18 protein-coding genes are annotated in these 22,137 nt (G+C 34.9%); 4 read left to right on the top strand and 14 right to left on the bottom strand.

The window, feature by feature from the left end; genetic code table 11:
• Positions 1–54: 54 nt before the first annotated feature.
• The 6 genes from mraY to mraZ all read right to left on the bottom strand — a co-directional run bounded on the left by mraY (position 55) and on the right by mraZ (position 6,748).
• On the bottom strand, positions 55–1,296 hold the full coding sequence (gene mraY / locus AC2A1D_RS11085; protein ID WP_484043702.1) for a phospho-N-acetylmuramoyl-pentapeptide-transferase: 1,242 nt from the start codon (positions 1,294–1,296) through the stop codon (positions 55–57).
• 42 nt (positions 1,297–1,338) lie between these two features.
• Positions 1,339–2,808, bottom strand: coding sequence for a UDP-N-acetylmuramoyl-L-alanyl-D-glutamate--2,6-diaminopimelate ligase (locus AC2A1D_RS11080; RefSeq protein WP_484043701.1), 1,470 nt, complete (start codon positions 2,806–2,808; stop codon positions 1,339–1,341).
• Between the two features lie 128 nt (positions 2,809–2,936).
• Positions 2,937–4,928: a penicillin-binding transpeptidase domain-containing protein gene (locus AC2A1D_RS11075; protein ID WP_484043700.1), complete on the bottom strand. Its 1,992-nt coding sequence runs from the start codon at positions 4,926–4,928 to the stop codon at positions 2,937–2,939.
• Complete coding sequence (locus AC2A1D_RS11070; RefSeq protein WP_484043699.1) at positions 4,912–5,277, bottom strand: FtsL-like putative cell division protein; 366 nt, start codon at positions 5,275–5,277, stop codon at positions 4,912–4,914. Before AC2A1D_RS11070 ends, AC2A1D_RS11075 begins: the two co-directional genes overlap by 17 nt.
• Positions 5,278–5,346: 69 nt before the next feature.
• Positions 5,347–6,240, bottom strand: coding sequence for a 16S rRNA (cytosine(1402)-N(4))-methyltransferase RsmH (gene rsmH, locus AC2A1D_RS11065; RefSeq protein ID WP_484043698.1), 894 nt, complete (start codon positions 6,238–6,240; stop codon positions 5,347–5,349).
• Between the two features lie 49 nt (positions 6,241–6,289).
• A complete protein-coding gene (gene mraZ, locus AC2A1D_RS11060; RefSeq protein WP_484043697.1) occupies positions 6,290–6,748 on the bottom strand; it encodes a division/cell wall cluster transcriptional repressor MraZ in 459 nt (152 codons plus the stop codon).
• 272 nt (positions 6,749–7,020) lie between these two features.
• Here mraZ and AC2A1D_RS11055 point away from each other — a divergent pair, with 272 nt between their 5' ends.
• From AC2A1D_RS11055 to AC2A1D_RS11045, 3 genes are all read left to right on the top strand, one after another.
• Positions 7,021–7,782 (top strand): alpha/beta fold hydrolase, encoded by a 762-nt coding sequence (locus AC2A1D_RS11055; RefSeq protein WP_484043696.1) that lies wholly within the window; start codon positions 7,021–7,023, stop codon positions 7,780–7,782.
• Between the two features lie 61 nt (positions 7,783–7,843).
• Positions 7,844–8,467, top strand: a complete 624-nt coding sequence (gene yihA / locus AC2A1D_RS11050) for a ribosome biogenesis GTP-binding protein YihA/YsxC (RefSeq protein WP_484043695.1) — start codon at positions 7,844–7,846, stop codon at positions 8,465–8,467.
• Positions 8,460–8,909: a GNAT family N-acetyltransferase gene (locus AC2A1D_RS11045; protein WP_484043694.1), complete on the top strand. Its 450-nt coding sequence runs from the start codon at positions 8,460–8,462 to the stop codon at positions 8,907–8,909. Before yihA ends, AC2A1D_RS11045 begins: the two co-directional genes overlap by 8 nt.
• Positions 8,910–8,965: 56 nt before the next feature.
• On the opposite strand, the gene AC2A1D_RS11040 is transcribed toward AC2A1D_RS11045, so the two are convergent.
• The 7 genes from AC2A1D_RS11040 to AC2A1D_RS11010 form a co-directional block, all read right to left on the bottom strand.
• The gene (locus AC2A1D_RS11040; RefSeq protein ID WP_484043693.1) at positions 8,966–10,345 is read right to left on the bottom strand and encodes a tetratricopeptide repeat protein; all 1,380 of its coding nucleotides are present in this window, start codon (positions 10,343–10,345) and stop codon (positions 8,966–8,968) included.
• A gap of 124 nt (positions 10,346–10,469) precedes the next feature.
• Positions 10,470–11,852, bottom strand: a complete 1,383-nt coding sequence (glmM, locus tag AC2A1D_RS11035) for a phosphoglucosamine mutase (RefSeq protein WP_484043692.1) — start codon at positions 11,850–11,852, stop codon at positions 10,470–10,472.
• A 1-nt stretch (position 11,853) separates the two neighbouring features.
• Positions 11,854–12,690: a DNA damage-inducible protein D gene (dinD, locus tag AC2A1D_RS11030; RefSeq protein WP_484043691.1), complete on the bottom strand. Its 837-nt coding sequence runs from the start codon at positions 12,688–12,690 to the stop codon at positions 11,854–11,856.
• A gap of 233 nt (positions 12,691–12,923) precedes the next feature.
• The gene (gene feoB / locus AC2A1D_RS11025; protein ID WP_484043690.1) at positions 12,924–14,936 is read right to left on the bottom strand and encodes a ferrous iron transport protein B; all 2,013 of its coding nucleotides are present in this window, start codon (positions 14,934–14,936) and stop codon (positions 12,924–12,926) included.
• Positions 14,936–15,190, bottom strand: coding sequence for a FeoA family protein (locus AC2A1D_RS11020; protein WP_484043689.1), 255 nt, complete (start codon positions 15,188–15,190; stop codon positions 14,936–14,938). The genes feoB and AC2A1D_RS11020 overlap by 1 nt, the downstream gene beginning before the upstream one ends.
• A 127-nt stretch (positions 15,191–15,317) precedes the next feature.
• Positions 15,318–16,247: a GLPGLI family protein gene (locus AC2A1D_RS11015; protein WP_484043688.1), complete on the bottom strand. Its 930-nt coding sequence runs from the start codon at positions 16,245–16,247 to the stop codon at positions 15,318–15,320.
• A gap of 112 nt (positions 16,248–16,359) precedes the next feature.
• Entirely contained in the window at positions 16,360–19,104 is a 2,745-nt protein-coding gene (locus tag AC2A1D_RS11010; RefSeq protein WP_484043687.1) for a hypothetical protein, read from the bottom strand.
• Between the two features lie 357 nt (positions 19,105–19,461).
• On the opposite strand from AC2A1D_RS11010, the gene AC2A1D_RS11005 reads away from it, so the two are divergent.
• Positions 19,462–20,346: a cupin-like domain-containing protein gene (locus AC2A1D_RS11005; protein ID WP_484043811.1), complete on the top strand. Its 885-nt coding sequence runs from the start codon at positions 19,462–19,464 to the stop codon at positions 20,344–20,346.
• Positions 20,347–20,380: 34 nt separating this feature from the next.
• On the opposite strand, the gene AC2A1D_RS11000 is transcribed toward AC2A1D_RS11005, so the two are convergent.
• Complete coding sequence (locus AC2A1D_RS11000; protein ID WP_484043686.1) at positions 20,381–22,108, bottom strand: M14 family metallopeptidase; 1,728 nt, start codon at positions 22,106–22,108, stop codon at positions 20,381–20,383.
• Between the last annotated feature and the right edge of the window lie 29 nt (positions 22,109–22,137).

Here is a 22,137-nt window from a genome sequence, read left to right as displayed (position 1 = left end):
AAAATCTGCTTTTTGCTTTTTGCTAATGGCTTTTTGCCAACAGCTTTATGCTTTTTATCTCATTTTTAAAGTGATGAGACACACAATTGCCAACATAACCCCAATAATAATCATTCTGTTTACGATTTTACTTTCGTGGAAACCGCTTTTTTGATAATGATGATGAAGTGGTGACATTTTAAACAATCTATTATTTTGGGCATATTCTAACCCAAATTTTCTCTTTCTGTATTTGAAAACGACTACCTGCAACATTACCGAGATGTTTTCGATAAGGAAGATTCCGCATAATACAGGAATCAATAATTCTTTTCTTAAAATAATTGCTAAAACCGCAATTACGCCGCCCAACATTAAACTTCCTGTATCTCCCATAAAAACCTGCGCCGGATACGTGTTGTACCAGAAAAATCCGATAACCGCACCTACCATTGCGACGGCAAAAATGGTGGTTTCTCCCATATTCGGAAGGAACATGATGTTGAGATAATCTGCAAAAATGATATTCCCTGAAACATACGCGAAAAACGCCAATGCGAGAAGAATAATTGTACTTGTTCCTGCAGCTAAACCATCGATTCCATCGGTAATATTTGCTCCATTTGAAACGGCTGTTACAATAAAAATTACGATTGGAATGAAAACAATCCACGCCCATTTGTGAGCTTCGGCATCGTCCATCCAAAAAAGCATTCCGCTGTAATCGAACTCGTTATTTTTAGTAAAAGGAACGGTAGAAACAGTGATTTTTTCTGTTGGCATAAAGTTTTGCTCCACATTATTTCTATTCACCACTTTTGCGTCGGCATATTTTCTTTTTACCGTAATATCTGAGTGAAAATACATGGTAACGCCTACAATTAAGCCTAAACCAACTTGCCCAACGATTTTAAACTTTCCGCTAAGACCGTCTTTATTCTTTTTTACCTTTTTTAAATAATCATCAATAAAACCAATGGCGCCCATCCAAATAACCGAAACAATCAGCAAAACAATGTAAACATTGGTAATTCTGGTAAACAACAAAACCGGAATTAAAGTCGCAATAATAATAATGAGACCTCCCATTGTAGGAGTTCCTTCCTTTTGTTTTTGTCCATCTAGACCTAAATCGCGCACCAATTCTCCCATTTGCTTTGCTCTTAGGTAATTGATGATTCTTTTACCATACACCAAAGCAATGGTAAGAGAAAGCAAAACTGCCATCCCTGCACGGAACGAGATGTACTTCAGCATTCCTAAGCCGGGAATGTGAATTCCGTGATTGGTTAAATATTCGTATAGATAGTATAGCATTTAGTTCAAAGTTTAGGGTTTAAAGTTTTCTACTTAACTTTCTTACTTGCTCATCAATTTCCAAAGCTCTTCAATCATTTCTTTATCGTCAAAATGATGTTTCACTCCGTTGATTTCTTGATAATTTTCGTGCCCTTTTCCGGCAACGAGAATAATATCTTTAGGCTCGGCAAATTTTATTGCCATCTTTATTGCCTCTTTTCTATCTGGAATTGAAGTGTATTTGCTGAAGTTTTGAGATTCAACACCTGCTTCAATTTCCTTGATAATTGTTTGCGGGTCTTCTGTTCTTGGATTGTCTGAAGTGATAATTGCCAACGTAGATTTTTTCGTCGCAATATTTCCCATTTCAGGTCTTTTTGCGTGGTCTCTGTCGCCTCCGCAACCAAAAACAGTGATTAATCTTTCATTTTTAGTTCGGATGTCATTAATGCTATCCAAAATATTTTCTAAAGCATCCGGCGTGTGCGCATAATCTACGATGAAGAAAATTCCGCCACCTGATTTGAAAGTTTCAAACCTTCCGGAAACCCTTTTCAATGTACTGATTGCCTGAAGAATTTCGTCTGCTTCAAAACCTAATTCAGAAGCAATTCCAAAAACCAAAAGCAAATTATAAATATTAAATTTCCCTGTAATGGTTGTCCAAAATTCTTTTCCGTTGAAGTTTAACAGCATTCCATTAAAATCAACCTCCAATAATCTTCCGTGGAAATCTGCCATCGTCTTCAAAGCGTACGTTCTTTTCGTAGCTTTTGTATTCTGAAGCATTACATTTCCGTTTTTATCATCTACATTGGTGATGGCAACTGCATCAGAATTTAATTCATCAAAAAACCTTTTCTTCGTTTTTAAATATTCATCAAACGTTTTATGATAATCTAAATGGTCGTGCGTAAGATTGGTGAAACCTGCAATTTTGAAGTGTAATCCTTCAATTCTGTTTTGCGAAATTCCGTGCGAACTTACTTCCATGAAAGCAAATTCACAACCTTCTTCTACTGCTTGTGCAAGAATTTTGTTGATGGTAATTACATCTGGAGTAGTGTGCGTTGCCGGAATTACTTTTTCGCCAATTCTAATCTCAACTGTTGAAAGCAAAGCTGATTCGTATCCTAAATTTTTGAAAACATCAAAAAGCAAAGTAGAAACAGAAGTTTTTCCGTTGGTTCCGGTAACCCCGATAAGTTTTAACTTTTCTGATGGATTTCCGTAAAAGTTAGACGCCAAATGCCCCAAAGCTTTCGAAGAATCTTTTACTTTAACGTAAGTAACTTTTTCATCAATATTTTCAGGAAATTCTTCACAAACAATTGCTGTTGCCCCTTTTTCTACAGACGATGTGATAAATGAATGCCCATCCACAACCGTTCCTCTCATCGCAATGTACAATGAGTTTTCGGTAACCTTTCTGCTATCAAATACCAATTCTGACACTTCGACTTCGCTAAGTGTAAGCTTTCCTTTAGTTTCGAGAACTGGGATTCTATTTAATAAATTGCTAAGTTCCATTTATCTATATTTCGGTGCTTCGCACCTCTTTTTCTAATATTTTTTTTAAATTCTACCAACATGTCGCGGCTTCGCCGCTTCCTACATCCTATTTCCTTTAGTAAATCTGCAGCTATTACAATTCTATTTTAATTTTGCAGAGTCAAATAAATTCTCTGATTTTTACTAATGGTAGTTCCTTCCAAAGGAAATTGCTCTCTAATTCTTCCAACTCCTTTAAATTCTACACGATAGCCTAAATTTTCAAGTTGTGGAATAACGTTTTTTCCAATTAAACCCACTACACTTGGCATTTGCTTATTGTTGACAGCCACTTTTACATTAGGTTCAACCATTTTATTAAGGTTTACCTTTTTATCTACCAACATTTCTTTTTCAACATTCATTGGTGTTTTTAAGAATGTTTTTCCCGCAATTTCTTTAAACACCGGTGCAGAAACGGTTCCTCCGTAAAACCCTTTTGAAGGATTTGGCTCACTAATCATCACATAGCAAGTATATTTCGGGTTGTCTGCCGGATAAAATCCTGCGAATGACGCTCTATACTTCATTGGACCAGGCAACCAATATTCAAATCTTGCGGTACCTGTTTTTCCTGCCATTTTTAAATTTGGAGTGAAAATACTTCTTCCCGTTCCTTTTTCTACCGCTTTTGTTAAAGCATCAGTCATCATCTGTAAAGCTTTATCAGAAGCCATTTTCTTTACCAAAATCTGAGGTTGCGCTTCAAAGGTCAACTTTCCGTTATGCATTATTTTCTCTATGAATAATGGTTTTACCATTTTCCCTTTATTGGCAACACCGTTGTAAAAAGTTGCCAACTGCAGAAGATTAATATTCGTAGAGTAGCCGTATCCAATAGATGCTAATGTTGCGGCATTCCATCTTTTATGTTCTGGAGTAAGAATTTTAGGTTTTGTAATTCCCGGCAATTCAATATCCATTTTATCAAAAAGCTTCCATCTTTTTAAATGGTCTAAGAAGATTTGAGGCTTTTCTGCGTAGTATTGCGTAATCAATTTTGCTGTTCCAACGTTGCTTGATTTTGCTAAAACATCAGAAATATCATATGTTCCGCCACCGTGACCGTCAGAAATTCGCTGCTTTGCATAAACCCAAATTCCGTTTCCTACATTTACCGTGGTATTTTCATCGATAAAACCATCATCCATTGCCGCCAAAAGCGAAATTACCTTGAAAGTAGAACCCGGTTCAATATTATCCTTGATGGCATAGTTGTAAGAATCGACATAATTTCCATCATCCCCTCTTTTAAGGTTTACCATGGCACGAACTTTACCTGTTTCTACTTCCATCACGATAACGGTACCGTGTTTTGCTTCAAAATTCATTAACTGCTTTTCCAAAGCTGAGTGCGCAATATCCTGAATTCTAAGGTCTAAAGTTGTGTAAACATCTTGTCCATCAACAGGCTCTTCAACTTTCCAAAAATCAATTGGTTTCCATTGTGACGAATTGATTCTCTGCTCAAGACGTTTTCCGTCTTTTCCTCTTAAATATTTTGAGAAAGCTCCTTCTAAACCTGAAGTGTACTCTCCATTATCCATTCCTATCGTTCCGGAACCGATTTCTGAAGTTGCCAATTCTCGCTTGTAATTTCTATCTACAATGAAGCCTCCTTTGTTTTTCCCTCTTTTAAAGATTGGGAATTTTCTGATTCTATCATACTGGTCAAAATCTAATCCTTTTACCAAAGCATAGTATTGATTTTTTTTTCTGCGTTGCTCATCAAACCTTTTTCTATACTCCGCTCTAGGTTTGCCAAACATTTTGCTCAAAGAATCTGTAAGCGCTCCAATATTGTTGGTATAAATGGTATCGCGCATCGTTTTAAAATCCAGATAGATGTCGTAACGCATTACCGTTGTTGCCAAAATAGAACCGTCTGAAGCGAAAAGATTCCCTCTTGCGGCTTTTAAAGTGGCAGTTCTGTAATTTTTATTAATGTAATCGTCCTTAATCTCTTGAACATTAGTGTTCTGCAGCAAAATAATTCTTCCGATAAACAGTACAAATACGCACAAAGCCACCACTGCAAAGAGGTAGCCCCAACGTAATGTTTTCTTACGTTTGTTATCGTAATCATTTAGCTTTTGCATCTGTACTATCTAGTTTTATTAAAAGCTTGTGAGGATGACTTTCAAGCGTCATTAGAGAATCTTGCGCCACTTCTTTTCCCAATTCAGACTCCATTTTTACTTTAATGAGTTTGCTTTGTGCGTATGCGTTTCTCGATTTATACTCTTCTGTTTCTTCTTTTAAAGCATTTACAATTTTAATTTTTTGATTCACCAAATGATTGGTATAAATCATCGCCATCATCAATACAAAGACCAGTAAAAAATACTTGTAATGAACGGTTACTTCATCACGATTTAGAAAATTCCCTTTTACAATATCTATAAAAGTGAGTCTTTTCTGAGGTTTGTATGTATTTCTTTTTGCCACGTCTCTTTTATGGGTAATAAATAATAGGTAATGAGTAATTATCACTGCTGATTACTCATTGCACATTACTTATATCTTTATTCCTGTTCTCATTTTTGCACTTCTTGCTCTGGAATTTTCTTCGATTTCCTTATCATCAGGAATTATCGCTTTACTCTTTACAAGCTCAAATGCTTTTTTATAATTTCCGTAGATGTCTCTTTCCGGTTCGCCTTCAAACATTCCGTTTTTCAAAAATCTTTTTACCAAACGGTCTTCAAGGGAATGGTAAGAAATTACCACCAATCTTCCTCCTGGTTTTAAAACATTGAAAGACTGAACCAACATTTCTTTTAAAACATCCAACTCTTGATTTACTTCAATTCTAATGGCTTGAAACAACTGCGCATAAAATTTATTGACCTTATGAGGCGGAAGATAGCTGAATAATTTCTTCAAATCTTCTGTCGTTTCAATCGTTTTATTTTTTCTGTGATGAACAATGTCGCGCGCCAATTTTCTAGCCTCACGCAATTCACCATAATAATAGAATATATCTGCAAGTTGCTCCTCATCATAATCGTTGATTACTCTTTTGGCATCCAAACCTTGCATTACATTCATTCTCATGTCCAAAGGCGCATTACTTCGGGTAGAGAAACCTCTTTCTGCTTCATCAAACTGATGAGAAGACACACCCAAATCCGCCAAAACACCATCAATTTGTGAAATCCCATACATCAGCAAAGAATTCTCCAGAAATCTAAAGTTTTGATTAATAAGCGTAAATCTAGGGTCGTCGATTGTATTTTTTAGCGCATCCAAATCCTGATCAAAACTGAACAACCTTCCTTTTTCTGAAAGCCTGCTCAAAATCTCTCTCGAATGACCTCCTCCTCCGAAAGTACAATCTACGTATACTCCGTCTGGATTCGTCACCAAATCATCTACACTCTGCTTTAATAAAACGGGATTATGATACATGTCTAAATTTGTGTTTCAATTAAACCTCTTTCAATAAAAAAGACGGTTTTTACTCATCATTAAAAGAACCCATTACTTGCTCTGCGAGATTTGCGAAATCGGCTTCATTGGTAGAAATCACGCTTTCGTAGGCTTCTTTATCCCAGATTTCAAAAAGTTCTCCTGCACTTGTTACCACAATATCCTTGTGAAGATTTGAGTACAACGTAAGATCCTTTGAAACCTGTAATCTTCCGGCATTATCCAACTCTACAGTTTTCACTCCTGCCGTAAACATCCTAATAAAATCAGCATTCTGTTTGTTGAATCTGTTGAGTTTATTAATTTTGTCCATCATTTTATCCCACGCTTCCATAGGATAAACCTCTAGACACTTCTGGAACACAGATCTTTTAACTACAAAAGTTTTATCATCAAAGTTCTCCATCTGCTTAATTAGAGAAGAAGGCACCTTTAGACGTCCTTTGTCGTCAATTTTACACTCATATGTCCCAATGAAATTTTTCATTTGGAGCAAATTTATATAATAATTTCCAAAATCTCCCACTTTTTCCCACTTTTTGACTTAATGTTAATAAGTTTTACTTACTTATTAAACAAACCCTTTTAAACATTGATAATTTGAGAGTTGCAAATTTCAAGAAACACGCTTTACATAAGACTTTAAGAAAAAAAGAAAGAAAATATGCTCCATTATATTATTTTTATTTTAAATTAGAGATGGCAAAATATTTGTGAGCTTTAATTTGTATTTTTGCAGGGCTTTCTTAAAGCATATTTATGATATTTAAAACAAGAAAAGAGAAGAAATTTACCTTTATAGAAGCGGGAGAAGGGCATCCATTGGTACTGTTACACGGTCTGATGGGTGGGCTTAGCAATTTTGATAAGATGGTAGACTTTTTTTCTGATAGAGGATTCAAAGTCTTCGTGCCACAACTTCCGATCTATGATCTACCGGTACTGAATACCAACTTAACAACGTTGGCAAAATATATAATTGGCTTCATTGAAGCTCATATTGGGAAACCCGTTACTATCGTGGGGAATTCTATGGGCGGACATGTGGGCTTGATTCTTACCTTGGCAAGACCAGACTTGGTAAAAAACCTAGTTCTTACTGGAAGTTCCGGTTTATACGAAAGAACTTTTGGTGACAGCTTTCCAAGAAAGAACGACCGTTCTTACATCAGGAAAAAGACCGAAGAAGTTTTTTATGATCCCGCAGTAGCAACAGAAGATTTAGTAGACGAAGTTTTTTCTGTGGTAAACGACAGAATGAAAGGTATTAAAACCGTAATGCTTGCAAGAAGTGCTATTAAACACAATATGCTGAACGATCTTCCGAAGATCACAACGCCAACTTGCCTTATTTGGGGAAAACAAGATAATGTAACACCTCCGGAAGTTGCTGAAGATATGAACAAGTTTATCCCAAATTCAGATTTATTTTGGATCGACAAATGTGGTCATGCAGCGATGATGGAAAAACCAGACGAATTCAATGAAATTCTTTATAACTGGTTAAAAGATAAAGTCTAAAAACAATACAAAACAGCCATTAAGACCTCTCTTAATGGCTTGTTTTTCTAAAATACACACTATGGTTATTAAAACAGCCACCTTTGTAAAAAGTAGCGGAAAATGGCAAGAATGTCCAGATCCAAACCTGCCTGAATACGCTTTCATCGGAAGATCAAACGTTGGAAAATCGTCTTTGATTAATGCGATGATGAATCATAAAGATTTAGCTAAAACTTCCGGAACGCCAGGAAAAACACAGCTTATCAATCATTTTTTGGTGAATGAAAACTGGTATCTTACCGATTTACCGGGATACGGATATGCGAAAGTTTCAAAAGTAATTAGAAAAGATTTCGAAAAACTGATTACCAATTACATTCTCAACAGAAGAAATTTGGTGAATCTTTTTGTTTTGGTAGACGTAAGACACAATCCTCAAAAGATTGATTTGGAGTTTATACAATGGTGTGGCGAAAGCGGAATTCCTTTTTCTATCGTTTTCACGAAAGCAGATAAACTAAAGCCCAATGCTGTTATTAAAAACGTTGAAGATTATAAAACAGAGCTTCATAAAACTTGGGCAGATTTACCTGAACTTTACATTACTTCGGCAGAAAAAAAGGAAGGTGGCGACGAAATTTTAAATTTCATACAAACCACCAACGAATTTTTAGTGAATAATAATGTAAGTTTTGATGAGTAATATAATCTGGAAAGTAAAAACTTTTGACGAACTTACCGTTCCTGAACTTTATGCCATTATAAAAGCTAGAGTTGATGTTTTTGTTGTAGAACAAGACTGTCCTTATCCTGATTTGGACGATTATGACCAAAAAGCAATTCATCTTTGGGCGGAAGAAAATGGCGTTGTTTTAGCCAATTGCAGAATTTTCGACAAAGGAATAAAATATCCTGAAACTTCCATCGGGAGAGTTCTTACCACAGAACAGGCACGAGGAAAAAACCTAGGAAGACAACTTATAAAATACGCAGTCGAAATTATTGAAAACCGCTTTAAAACCACTGAGGTAAGAATTTCTGCACAAGATTATCTTTTGAGATTTTACTCAGAATTTGGCTTCATAGATACTGGCAAAAAGTATTTGGAGGACAATATTCCGCATACGGAAATGTTTAGAAAGTAAATTAAAGCATAAAAAATCCCTCCACGTTTCTGGAGGGATTATTATTTATAAAAGTATTAGTTCTTCTTTTTTACTTTAGATTTGGCTTTCTTAACCTCGTCTTTAATAAACGGATACTTTTTTTGCATGTCGCTAACTAAAGTAGCGTCTAATTCTAAAGCTTTTTGTAGAGTTTCAGCACCTTTTTCTTGGTTTCTAAGGTTGAACCAGCAATTGCTAAGTTGGTAATACAATTCTGCTCTTTCGTGCGATTTTAAAGCCTTTTCTAAAACCTTAACTCCTTCTTCATATTCACCAACCAACATCAAAACTTCACTGTAAGCATACCAATTATAAAATCTTGATGGTTCTGTATCTACCAATTTTTTCAGACAAGCTAAACTTTCTTCAAATCTTCCCGATTCAATAAAAAGGAAAGCCAATCTTTTTTGATAGTCTAAATTATTCTCATTAAGATGGGTTGCTTCTTTTGCAAAATGCAGAGATTCTGCCATAGCTCCCATTTCTTCATACAGATAAGACTGCTCCATCATCGCAAGATAAAATTGCGGATCTTCTCTCAAAGACTTCTGGAAATAAGTAAGCGCTACAAAAAGTTGCTTTTGAGCTTTAAAACAAAGACCAATTCGGTAAAACGTAAAGGCTTTTGTATATTCAAGTTCAAGCATTTCTTCGTACACTTCAACTGCTTTAGTGTATTGTCCTAAAGCTTCGTAACACGCCGCTTTACTCGCATAAACTCCTACTGCATTAGAATTGATTGCCAACAAATAATCGAATCCGCGAATCGCTTCTTCGTAATTTTTTCTGTTGAAATAATACTGTCCGTACTCGCTCCAAGCAACTTCTGAATAAGCAAAATCATCGAGATATGAGTTTAAGAATGCGATAGCTTCTTCGTGTTTACTAAGCTCACTGAAGCAAACCATGATATTCTCTAGAGAATACTCGTCTGTAGGATCATCTTTCAAAGCATTCTGATAGTATTTCAAGGCATTAAAAGGATCTCCTAGATTAATGTATTCATCTGCAATAAAGTTGTTCAGAAAATTCTCTTCCTCACCCAGTTCTAAGGCTTTTTTACAAATTTCTATAGACTTTTTAGGATTACCCAGATTAGAATAAAATTTCGCATAGCATACCAAGAAATCGGTATTTTCCATCGAAGAACCTTTCAGCTCATCGATAAGTTCTTTTGCGGTAGTATAATCTTCCCACTCGAGTAAAACTTCAAGTCTTTTAATTTTTATTTCCAAAGAATTTGGATGAAGCTTAAGACCGTAATTTACTGCAATATCTGCATAATTAAAGTCTCCCAGCTCAAGATAGTAAACAATGATGTCTTCCAACTCTTCTGTATCGTAGTAGAATTCATCATTATTTTCAACCATTTCTTCGAACTTTTTTACAAGTTCATTTTCAAAATATTCTTCCAATATACAATCGTTTTAAGATTTAAGACCAGAGAGTTGAGATGTACAAATGCCCGTTTCTGAAAATCTTAATACTATAAAGTTAATAATTAATTTGTTTGGAATAATGAAAATGATGTTAAAATTTTTAGATTAAACTATTGATTTTAGCTATCATATCATCTCCTAATTGGTCTGCTTCTTCCTGAGATTTTGCTTCTGTATAAATCCTGATAATAGGCTCTGTGTTCGATTTTCTAAGATGAACCCAATTATTTTCAAAATCTATTTTAACGCCATCTACAGTAGAGACCTCTTCATTTTGATACTCTTTTTCCATTTTAGTTAAAAGTGCATCTACATCAATTTCTGGGGTTAATTCAATTTTCTTTTTCCCCATAAAATACGCAGGATAACCTGCTCTTAGTTCCGAAACTGTTTTGTTTTCTTTCGCCAAATGCGTTAAAAACAAAGCAATTCCTACCAAAGAATCTCTTCCGTAATGCAGATCTGGATAGATAATTCCTCCATTTCCTTCACCACCGATTACGGCGTTCTTTTCTTTCATTAAAGTCACTACATTTACTTCTCCAACGGCACTTGCAAAGTATTCTGAATTGTGTTCTATAGCAACATCTCTCAAAGCGCGGCTTGAAGAAAGGTTTGAAATCGCAACTCCATTTTTATTCTTCAAAAGATAATCTGCAACGGCAACCAAAGTATATTCTTCGCCAAACATTTCACCTTTTTCGTCAATTAAAGCCAATCTGTCTACGTCTGGATCTACCACAATTCCAAGGTCTGCACCTACTTCTTTCACTAAGTCACAAATATCTCCCAAATGCTCTTTTAAAGGCTCTGGATTGTGTGGAAAATCACCAGTTGGATCACAATATAGTTTTTCAACTTCTACGCCTAAGGTTTCCAAAAGTTGCGGAATTGCAATCCCTCCCGTAGAATTTACAGCATCTAAAACGACTTTGAATTTTTTAGCTTTAATGGCTTCTACGTTTACCATTGGCAAATTTAAAATCTGCTTAATGTGAGTATCAAAAGCATCATCGCGCGTTTCGTAGCTTCCTAAATTGTCTACATCTGCATAATTGAAGTCTTCGCTTTCAGCCAAAGCTAAAACTTCTGCCCCATTTTCTCCGCTAATAAATTCTCCTTTATCATTCAAAAGTTTCAAAGCGTTCCATTGTTTTGGATTGTGAGAAGCGGTTAAAATAATTCCTCCATCTGCGTTCAATTCAGGAACCATAATTTCTACTGTTGGCGTTGTAGAAAGTCCTAAATCTACAACGTTGATTCCCAAACCTTGCAAAGTTGCTGTAACCAAAGAAGAAACCATTTGACCAGAGATTCTTGCATCTCTTCCTATAATTAAAGTAAGGTCTTTTTTATTTTTATTGTTCTGAAGCCAGGTTCCAAATGCCGAAGCAAATTTTACTACATCAAGAGGTGTAAGATTATCGTTTACTTTACCTCCGATTGTTCCACGGATTCCTGAGATTGATTTTATTAATGACATTTTATTTTTTCTTTGGTTGTTTTAAAATTTTCTTTTCTTCGCTTTCCAGTTGTCTTTGTATTTTTTTCACATCTTCTAAGGCCGGAAGATTTTCCGGTTTTATGCCTCTTTCGTTCAACATATTTCTCACTGCAAGATTGTTTTCAATATGTTCTTTTGTAATTTGAACATCTCCATTTAAATCTTTCTCAACAACATTATGGCTTGTAAGTTCAGTCGCAAAATCTTTAGCTTTAATCGTTAATGTGGGAAGAAAATCTGCTAAAGGTCTTGTTTGCGGAACACCCATTTTTTTCTTCATTTCATTCGTAGAAAAACCGCCAAATAATGCTTTATCGCCTTTTGACCTAATTATTGAAAAACTTTTCTCATCAACACCTCTTTCATAAATAATACCAGAGAGCTTCTTTTCTGTTTTTGATAATTTTTCTCTCGCCGTAACTCTTGCTACATCTAAAAGTCTTTTTTCAATTATTTCTTGCTTCCTAGTCTGAACAGCAAAATAAGTTTGAGCAAAAGCAATTTCACTTTTAGAACCATCACCATTTTGAGCAACTAGATAACATGCATATCTAGTAAGAGCGATATCTTGAATTTCCCGCTGAGCTCCTTTTGCTAAACTTATCATTTTCCCGACGTCGGCAAAATGATCTACAATATTTCCTCCAGCATTTTCACAAGCATTTTTTGCTTTATCAATTACTTTTAAGAAATTGTCCCATTTGGCATAACTAAGAATTTCTTGTAAATCTCGAGCGCTCCAACACTCAATATTTTGGTAATTATAAGAAGCATTCTCGAATTTCAAAAACAACTCTTCAATAAGCTCTTTTTTCATATCATTTTGTATTTTATGCTACAAAAGTACGTAAAAGTCAAATTTTTAGAGTTTTTATTTTTCCACAAGAATGTTATCAAATTATGAACACCCACAATCTTTATCGCAATGGGTTCGTTTTGAATCAAATTTCTTTGGAGCGAAGTTTTTCTTTAAAATTCTAAACAAAGAATAGCAAGCCAAAATAAAGACTGCTCCAAGAATAACGTACTGAAAAATTAATGATGTTTCCATTATTTCAAAATCTGATAAGCAATTAAAGAAACAAAATACGCCAAACCTGTCATCATAACCAATTGGAAACCTGTCCATCTCCAACTTTTGGTTTCTCTATACACAACCGCAACTGTAGAAGCGCATTGCATTGCAAAAGCATAAAAAAGAAGAATTGAAATTCCTGTTGCAAAACTGAAGACTTTTTCTCCATTCGGTTTTACATCCAGCCTCATTTTATCAATCACTTTTCCTTCTGGCGCATCATCATCCAAACTATAAAGAGTAGACATTGTGCCCACAAAAACTTCCCGAGCGACAAAACTTGTAAGAATTCCTACTCCCATTTTCCAGTCGTATCCGAGCGGCGCAATGGCCGGTTCTATGGTCTTACCCATTCTTGCAAGATACGAATGGTCCAATTCAACATCCGTCGAAACCAATTCATCTTTTTGAGTTTTAGGTCCGAAATAACTTAAAACCCAAATAATAATACTTACGACAAAAATAATTTTTCCTGCACCGGTAATAAAATCCCAAACTTTCCCTAAAACCAATTTAAAATCGTACCAGAAAAGAGGTTTTTTATACGTTGGCAAATCCATAATTAAATAAGATTTTCCTTTAGCTTTAATGAAATTTTTAAGGATAAATGCAGACAAAAGCGCCACAAAAAATCCTAACAAATACATCGCTAAAAGCACCAAAGCTTTATATGAAATTCCTAAAAAATGACCATCTGGAATAATCAATCCAATCATAATACTATAGACCGGAAGTCTTGCTGAGCACGTCATAAAAGGTGTTACCAAAATCGTTAGTAATCTTTCTCTTAAGTTCTCGATATTTCTGGTAGACATTACTGCAGGAATCGCACACGCCGTTCCTGAAACCAGCGGAACAATACTTTTTCCGTTGAGCCCAAAAGGACGGAGAAATCTATCCATTAAAAAGACAACTCTCGCCATATATCCTGAATCTTCTAAAAGATACAAGAAGAAAAGTAAAATCCCGATTTGCGGTGCAAAAATTACGATTCCGCCAATTCCCGGAATAATTCCATTCGCAACTAACGAATTGAGTGGTCCTTCAGGAAGATGTTCTGAAGAAGTTGCGGAAAGCCAAGCAAAAAGCTCATCAATCCAGTTCATTGGGTATTCTGCAAGGAAGAATACGCATTGAAAAATAATTAAGAGAATACATAAAAACACGACATATCCCCAAAATTTATGTACCAAAATTTTATCGAGTTTCTCGGTAAGAAGCTCTTTTGCATTTTGTTTTTTAGTGATAATCCCTTGAAGCAATTGGTCTGCAGATTGGTATCTTCTTACCGTTTCTTGCACTTGAATTCTTTTAGGAATTAATGATTTTATTTTTTCGTTGGAAGACGCCGCAACCTGTTCAGTTTTCAGAGAAAGGTCTAACCAAGCTTGGTAAAGATTCTCATTTTTTTGTTCTGTAGCCCAATCTTCAACGATATTTTTATGTTCTGCAGGAATTTCGAAGAAAGGTTTGTTTGCTTTTTTAAATTCATTATTTAAAATTGCATTCTTCAAATCTTCAATCCCAGTTTGCTCTTTGGCATTGGTTTCAATTACTTTTAAACCAAGATTTTGTTCTAATTTTTTAACATCAATTTCAAGCCCTCTTCTTTTAGCCTGATCGATTTGATTAATTACCACAATCATCGGCAAACCCGCGTCTAAAATCTGCTGCAATAAAAGAATTCCTCGTTTAATATTGAGTGCTTCGATGATGTAAATAACTCCAGCGTAATTTTTCTTGTCGAGAAGCGCTCTCGAGAAAACAGCTTCGTCTTCTGAACTGGGATAAATACTGTAAGAGCCCGGCAAATCGGTAATTACTACTTTCTCATCTTTGTAGCAATACGTTCCGGAATGGCTTGAAACGGTAACACCGGCGTAGTTTCCGGTTTTCTGAGTGGTATTACAAATGGCATTAAAAAGCGTAGACTTTCCCACGTTGGGATTTCCCACCAAAAGTATGTGTTTTTCTATCTTTTCCTGCATCACAACGATTCTTCAACAATAATAAAATCTCCCTCTTCTACTCTAAGAGCGATTCTGCTTTTTTCTTCGCCAAATTCCACATAAATTGGCCCACTAAAAGGAGCTTGATATAAAATTCTAAAACAAGTTTCGGGCAGTAAACCCATCTCTATAATCTTTGACGGCATGGTAAACTGCTCATTATCATACCCTTTGATAATACCTTTGATATTCTTCGGAAAGTGACTAAGTTTCTGTGGATGAGTCTGTTTCAAAGCTGAAATTTTGTCGTGCAAATATACGCTATTTAAATTAAATCTAAATTAGATTTTACAACAAACCCAAACACATTGCTGCATTTGGGTTTATTTGAAATATAATGTAGTTAAATATGAAATCTAATTATTTCTCTATTCCTGTTCTTTCCACCTCACCTACGCTTAGTTTTCCGTGGTCTGGCTCTATTTCGTTATCTGTAGAATTGAAGAAATCTTTGTATTGCTTTTCCTGCTTCTTCATCATATCACCAATGGTGCCGTCCATTCCAGGAATTGTTTTAGACATCATTTCCTGCGTCATCATGGGTCTTATCGTTGCGAAAGGGTCTTTTTTAAATTCACCAAATTTCTTTTCAAATTTATCTCTTGGCATTTCGTTTACTTTCCCTCCTTTTGCCTGCATTAAACCTTCAATGTAAGAATATTCAGAATAATCATTCACTTTTTTGTTCCCTTGAAGCACCCAAGAATAGTTCTTCTCCGAATCTTCGATTTTTACGATAAGACCGGGAAGTCCTGAAAATTTGTAAGGCCCATCTTGAAAAGGAATATCCGTACTGAACCAAGCAGTCCATTTTCTACCTCCATATTCTGTGGTTGCTTTTTGCGTATTGTATTCACCAATTTTTTGTTTGTCTGAAAGAATTTTCCAAGCAAATTTTGGCTCTTCTGCATATCCAATGTTTGCAGGAGTAAAACCGCTTGCAATTTTTTCTACAAACTGAACCTTCATCGATGGATAAAATTTATACACTCTTGCAGATATTTTGGGCTGCTTCATCATTTTTGAAATGTCTTTAAATTGCCCTGCTTTTTGCATCGCCTCAATTTCTACTTTCATTATAGAATCTTGAGCAATAATGGTATAATCCTGATAAACGGATCTGTTTTTATCTGTAATATCTAAAATGGTAATTACTTTATCGATTTTAGCAGAATCTTTCTTAGGCTTGAAATTTAATTCGTAAAAAAATCTGTTGGCCGTTTCTTTAGAGTCTTGCGCATTGGCAAAAACTGCGGTAGCGATTAAAAATACTGAAAGTAGCTTTTTCATTTTAATGTAAATGTTTAAACCATTAGTATTTAAAAGCGGTAAAATGTTACAGTTTTTTGTAAAATTTAGTGATAAAAAAATCCCCTCTCAAATCTGAAAGGGGAATTTTATATTATTTGAAGTTAAACTTCACGGTAAACATTACCTGGCTTGGTCTTAGCTGAATTTTAGTATACGTAAGCGAGTTATACTGTGCATTTAAATCGTAAGTTTCAAATACTTTTCTGTTGCTGATGTTCATCCATTTTAATTCAAAATCGATTTTCTTTTTAGACCATGAATATTGATAAGAAAGATCGAAGAAAGGGTTTTTATAAGCAGTTCCGTTATTGGTTGTATTCAACTGATCCCATGCAAAACCTATTGTATGATTTTCTAATGGATAAAAGAATGTGGCAAGATTGTGACTATATCCTTTAGTTTTCGGCAATAAACCTGTGAAACCCTCTTGTTTCGTGTCTGAAATACTCATGGAGTAATCTACACTCATCCAACTGAAATAAGTATTATTAACCTTTAAACCATAAGATTGGCTGTTGTTTTTGTTCTTAAAGGCTTGGTTGTTTAAGAAAGCATCTGAAACTGTATCTGTATTTCTATAATTTACTGATGCGTTGGTTTTAATACTAGGAAAATATTTCCCAACTTCAGCACTGAATCTATTCGATTTTGAATGATTTTCTTGCTCATAATACTGCGTTAAAGTAAACCCTGTTGTTTGATCAAGAATTGGCGCTGATAATAGATTTTTCTTACTATCGCTATACGAGTAGTTAATGTTAAAGAATAGGTTGTTTAATGGATTTCTATACTCTAATCTCGTTCCTGCAGTAGATGTTTTTGTTTGCGGAATCGGGTTATTGGGATCCATTACATTAAATCCTGTTGGTGAAAGTAAAATGTAACCTGCATACGCCGATTGAATGTCTCCAAAATTATTACTGATACTTGTATTTACACTCGCTTTCCAAAATGACGCGAATGTATATTGGGCAAAAATGTTAGGCGTAAATGTCGTTTTATTTAGTTTTTTTGAAACTCCTCTTACATCATCTTCCGCTGTAATATTATTAAAATTGACAGGAAAGTTGGCAAAAACGTTCCAAACATCTGTTTTGTAGTTTACACCAAGAGATGCGTTTGGATTAATTTCTGTAAACTTTAAGTTATTTTCGTAAGCAGGGCTATCGAAATTGGGCTGTACTGCAGTAGGATTTAAAGGATCTGTAACTGCTGTTCCGTTAAAATTGGTATTCAATTTATCTGTTGAATAATCAAATCCTACAGCCGGAGTGAAAGTCCATCCTTTTTTAGTAAAACTGATATTTGCCGTATGCGAAGTATCAAAAGTTTTCATTCTAAAATTCTGAATTGCTCTACTTCCTTCAGCAAAATTAGTGTAAGCATATTTTGTAGAATCTGTTGGGTTTACCTTTGGTAAAGCATAAGGAAGTCTAAGGTAACTTGCAGGATCTACTTCCAAAGTTTGTTTATCGTCTTGATAATTGATGTATGATCTCAAATTAACCATCTTTTCCTTCCAAGGGATAATAGTACTCAAAGAGTTTTGGAAATTCGTGGTTGGAGATTCTACAGATTGTGCAGAGTTTCTTCCGTCTCTTATTACATTCGCACGGTCTCCGTTTGAAAACTGACTGAAACTTGTTGAGTTTTTGAAGAATCCTTTTTTCGCATTTTTAGTAAAAATTAATTCTCCTCTTATCTTATCTGTATAAAAATCGTTTCTTTTACTATTAATTACTTTATTACCCGCCAAAGCTCCTGTTTGGTATGTTGTTTCTTTGTAATCTTCTCTCTCTACAGCATTATTGGTGTAGTTTGCAATCGCTTTAAGCTCCCATAGTTTAGCTTTATCAATGTTTGTTAAATAATTTGCTGATGCGTAATGTACATTATTAAACAAATACCTTTTAATCGGCGTACTTGGCGTTCCTGCGGTTTCCACATTCAGCCAATCGGTTTGAGAAACATTGCCTCTTCTTCCTTCCCATGGGTTGAAACTTCCTAAAATATTTCCTTCATTTTCTACCTGATCTCCAACATTATTGGTTTTATAAGTTGCCACCCACTGACTTGTTTTACTGAAAAACATTGGGGTAAGTTTCACGTTCCACAATAAAGGATCTGCACCAAGACCTACTTCGCCTCTCCCCGTCATGGTAACCGATTTTTTAAGCTTAATGTTGATTGCTGCTGCATCCGAAGGAATTTTCCCTTGAAGCATTTTTACCGGTTGATGGTTTTCAAGAACTTCTAATTTGGCAATCGCATCTTTCGGTAGAGAGTTGGTTACTGTTCCATAACCACCTTCCATTAAATCTTTTCCTTCTACGTAAAATTTATTGATTGGATTCCCTTGATACAACACAGTTCCGTCTGTATTTACTTCAATTCCGGGGATTTTTTTCATTACATCCGCCAAGGTACGGTCGCTTTTAGAATCGAAAGCTTTAAGGTCGTACGAAATGGTATCTCCACGTGCGGTAATGAGTTTGGTTTTAAGCTGAACTTCTTTAATTTCAGTAGCTTCAGACTGCATTTTAAAATTCAAATTCTGGTCTGAATTGCTGATTTGTTTGGTAAGCGGTTTCTGGTTGAACGCTTTTACTTTTAAATCTACGTTAGATTCTGAAGAACTGAAAGTAATTTTGTACTCACCTTTTGAGTTGGTAATTCCGTACGCTAAAATTGCGTCTTTGCCCGGCTCTTCTACCGTTACACTGGCGCTCGGAATGCCAATGCCATCTTCATCTGTAATTTTCCCTGAAATGGTCTTTTGCGAAAACAACATCGCAGAACAGAACATCAGAACAAAAAGGAAAAAATTTTGTTTCATACAAGTTATTTAATTTTTTTAATGGTAAAACTTTGAAGCCTTTTTTCTCGTTTAGAAAACGTAAAATATTTCTTCAAAAAGTATTATTTGATGTATTAGTTTAGAAAAACAATAATTTGTTACTCGTTGTAGAGATATATTTTTTTACAAATAGTTAAATCATACCACACAATTATTAATAAAAGATAATATTTGATACAACACAACCAGAAAAGGCTATTTAAAGATTATCAAAATGATTCTGTTTTATTTATTACAGTTCTAAATAAAAAATGATGAACATCATAGATTAAAAAAATCTTAACTATACCTGCATAAATATTTATTTAATAATTTTGTAACATTAAATTTTAAATGATGGGGATTGTTTTAAAGCCTATTGATATTGTTGATGATATTACGCAGGAAGAGTTTATTGAAAAATATTTGAAGCCCAGAAAACCTGTAGTCATCAAGAATATGGCTAGAAAATGGCCGGCGTACCAAAAATGGACGATGAACTATATGAAGGAAGTTGTGGGCGATGTAGAAGTACCTTTGTACGATAGCTCGAAAGCAGATCCTGCTGCTCCAATTAACGCTTCGGCTGCCAAAATGAAATTTGGAGATTATATCGACCTGATTCAAAAAGAGCCAACAGATTTAAGGATTTTCCTTTTTGACCCGATAAAATATGCACCAAAATTATTAGAAGATTACATTTCTCCTAAAGAATTAATGGGCGGTTTTTTAGATAAATATCCAAATATGTTTTTCGGAGGAAAAGGATCGGTAACTTTCCTTCACTTCGATATCGATATGGCGCATATTTTCCACACCCATTTTAATGGAAGAAAGCACATTTTGCTTTTCGATTATAAATGGAGAGAGCGTTTGTATCAAATTCCTTATGCTACTTACGCTTTGGAAGATTACGATATTGAGCATCCTGACTTCACCAAATTCCCTGCTTTAGATGGCGTAGAAGGAATCGAGTGTTTCCTAGAACACGGCGATACATTGTTTATGCCTACTGGTTGGTGGCATTGGATGAAGTATTTAGACGGAAGCTTCTCTATATCGCTTAGAGCTTGGGATAAATCTTGGGCAGTAAAAGCGCACTCTCTTTGGAATCTTACTTTCCAAAGGAAGTTTGACGATATTATGAAGAAAAACTTCAAAAAGAAATACATGGATTGGAAAGAAAAGAAAGCCATTGCAAGAGCAGAATATGCCTTAAAAAAAGGACTTCCAAGAAAATAAATAGAAAAGACGTTTCTGCAGAAACGTCTTTTTTTTAGTTTAAAATTCGATAGATAGGATATCTTCTATACGTTTTTGCTTCAAAATAATCTGAGTTTTTATACACCCAATCGAGTTGCGCCGCACCATCTTCAGCAAATTTTTTATCTGATGCTTTTTTATCATTAAATCTTTTCCTTAAATCTTCATTATTTTTAAGAAGTTCTGAGGCAGTGTCTTCAAAAATATACGCTGAAAAATACTCTTTTTGCCCTAAAATTGCATCAAAATAATTCCAGTTAAAGAAAGAATCTGTCGCTTCCGGTTCCAAAGTTTCCAAAATGTATTTTATCCCTGGCTGATTGGAATGCACCAAATAATCGCCTTCCGAAAGATTTACAGAAATCATTTCTGCTTTTACCTTGGTTTCAAAATGTAAAAAATGACCTTCGTACGGATTTTTAACGGTTTTAAAATCATCAATTACATAAGACTGAACCTTCATCTTTTCGTCCTTAGAAATTCTTTGCATTTCAATTCCGTTTCGCTTTAATTGTTCTAAAACACGATACTCAGATTGCGGTATAACGTAAGTTTTCGGTATAGTTACAAAAACTGTTGCAACAGCTGTATTAAAAAGCTTTATTTTCTTTGTAAATGGTTTATTTCTATCATAAAACAGCCTTGGTTTTCCAGAAATTTCGCTTGGTTTATAACTTCCTTCAAAACCTTTAAAATCCATCGTAGCATATTGTGTAGAATCTATTTTCCAACGAATTCCGTATTCTTTTCCTGCATCATATTGCTTTAAATTTTCAAACCTTAATTTTTTAATTTTCTGATAATCTTTATCCAAATTTTGAAGATTTACCAACATATATTGATACGTTGCATCTACCCTTTTGTCATACGGTTTCAACATATGCGTTTCCGGCATGGTTGCCATCACATTAAAAAGCGAAGCATACCCCGTAGAATATCTCGGAGAATCCTCAAAAGCAGCAAAACCAACATCGGGAACGTCGCCATGAATATTCACATACGGCGTACTTTCGTATCCTTTTTTCTTTAAATCGGAAAGATTTTTCGCTTGAAAATCGTGATAAAAATATTCTCCCAAAACTTTCCCCAAACGCTCTTTAAATGTAGAAATATAGGTAAATGTGTATTGATAATCTGCGCCATTACTTACGTGATTATCGATAAAAATATCCGGTTTCAACCATTGAAAAATTTCCTGAAAACTTTTAGCATTTCTAGAATCTGCTTTAATGAAATCTCTATTCAAATCTAAATTTCTGGCATTTCCACGAAAACCATATTGTTCCGGACCATTTTGATTGGCTCTTGAAAACTGACCGCGATTCAGCATTCCGCTAATGTTGTAGGAAGAAATCGCAGCGACAACAAAATTTTTAGGGTTTTTAATTTTACCAACTGCTAAATCTCGCATCAACATCATTGTAGCGTCGATTCCATCGGGTTCTCCGGGATGAATTCCGTTGTTGATGAAAAGAATAGCTTTCTCTTTCCTTAATTTATCAATATTTTTCTCTGAAAAAGGGTTGTAAACTACTACGTAAATAGGCTTTCCGTTGTCGTCTTCTCCTTTTTTAAGATATTGAATAGCAGAAAATTCCAGCGCTAAATTTTCGTAAAAATCGTTCATCTCTTGATAGGTTGCGGTTTGATTACCGTTTCCTTTTTCAAAAGGTGTTTGGATATTTTTTTGAGCAAAAACAAACGTTGAAGCAATGGAAAACAGGAGATATTTCAGTTTCATTAAAGCAATTTTTCAGACTTTAAAATTAG

The sequence above is a fragment of the Chryseobacterium sp. HNCC26DJ239 genome (assembly GCF_057180445.1).
This window is presented reverse-complemented; position numbering and strand designations above follow the sequence as displayed.

Bases quoted from the DNA above. Each gene is read 5' to 3' on its own strand.
- mraY (WP_484043702.1), bottom strand. From the start codon at position 1,296: ATGCTATACTATCTATACGAATATTTAACCAATCACGGAATTCACATT.
- AC2A1D_RS11080 (WP_484043701.1), bottom strand. From the start codon at position 2,808: ATGGAACTTAGCAATTTATTAAATAGAATCCCAGTTCTCGAAACTAAA.
- AC2A1D_RS11075 (WP_484043700.1), bottom strand. From the start codon at position 4,928: ATGCAAAAGCTAAATGATTACGATAACAAACGTAAGAAAACATTACGT.
- rsmH (WP_484043698.1), bottom strand. From the start codon at position 6,240: ATGTATCATAATCCCGTTTTATTAAAGCAGAGTGTAGATGATTTGGTG.
- mraZ (WP_484043697.1), bottom strand. From the start codon at position 6,748: ATGAAAAATTTCATTGGGACATATGAGTGTAAAATTGACGACAAAGGA.
- AC2A1D_RS11055 (WP_484043696.1), top strand. From the start codon at position 7,021: ATGATATTTAAAACAAGAAAAGAGAAGAAATTTACCTTTATAGAAGCG.
- yihA (WP_484043695.1), top strand. From the start codon at position 7,844: ATGGTTATTAAAACAGCCACCTTTGTAAAAAGTAGCGGAAAATGGCAA.
- AC2A1D_RS11045 (WP_484043694.1), top strand. From the start codon at position 8,460: ATGAGTAATATAATCTGGAAAGTAAAAACTTTTGACGAACTTACCGTT.
- glmM (WP_484043692.1), bottom strand. From the start codon at position 11,852: ATGTCATTAATAAAATCAATCTCAGGAATCCGTGGAACAATCGGAGGT.
- dinD (WP_484043691.1), bottom strand. From the start codon at position 12,690: ATGAAAAAAGAGCTTATTGAAGAGTTGTTTTTGAAATTCGAGAATGCT.
- feoB (WP_484043690.1), bottom strand. From the start codon at position 14,936: ATGCAGGAAAAGATAGAAAAACACATACTTTTGGTGGGAAATCCCAAC.
- AC2A1D_RS11015 (WP_484043688.1), bottom strand. From the start codon at position 16,247: ATGAAAAAGCTACTTTCAGTATTTTTAATCGCTACCGCAGTTTTTGCC.
- AC2A1D_RS11010 (WP_484043687.1), bottom strand. From the start codon at position 19,104: ATGAAACAAAATTTTTTCCTTTTTGTTCTGATGTTCTGTTCTGCGATG.
- AC2A1D_RS11005 (WP_484043811.1), top strand. From the start codon at position 19,462: ATGGGGATTGTTTTAAAGCCTATTGATATTGTTGATGATATTACGCAG.
- AC2A1D_RS11000 (WP_484043686.1), bottom strand. From the start codon at position 22,108: ATGAAACTGAAATATCTCCTGTTTTCCATTGCTTCAACGTTTGTTTTT.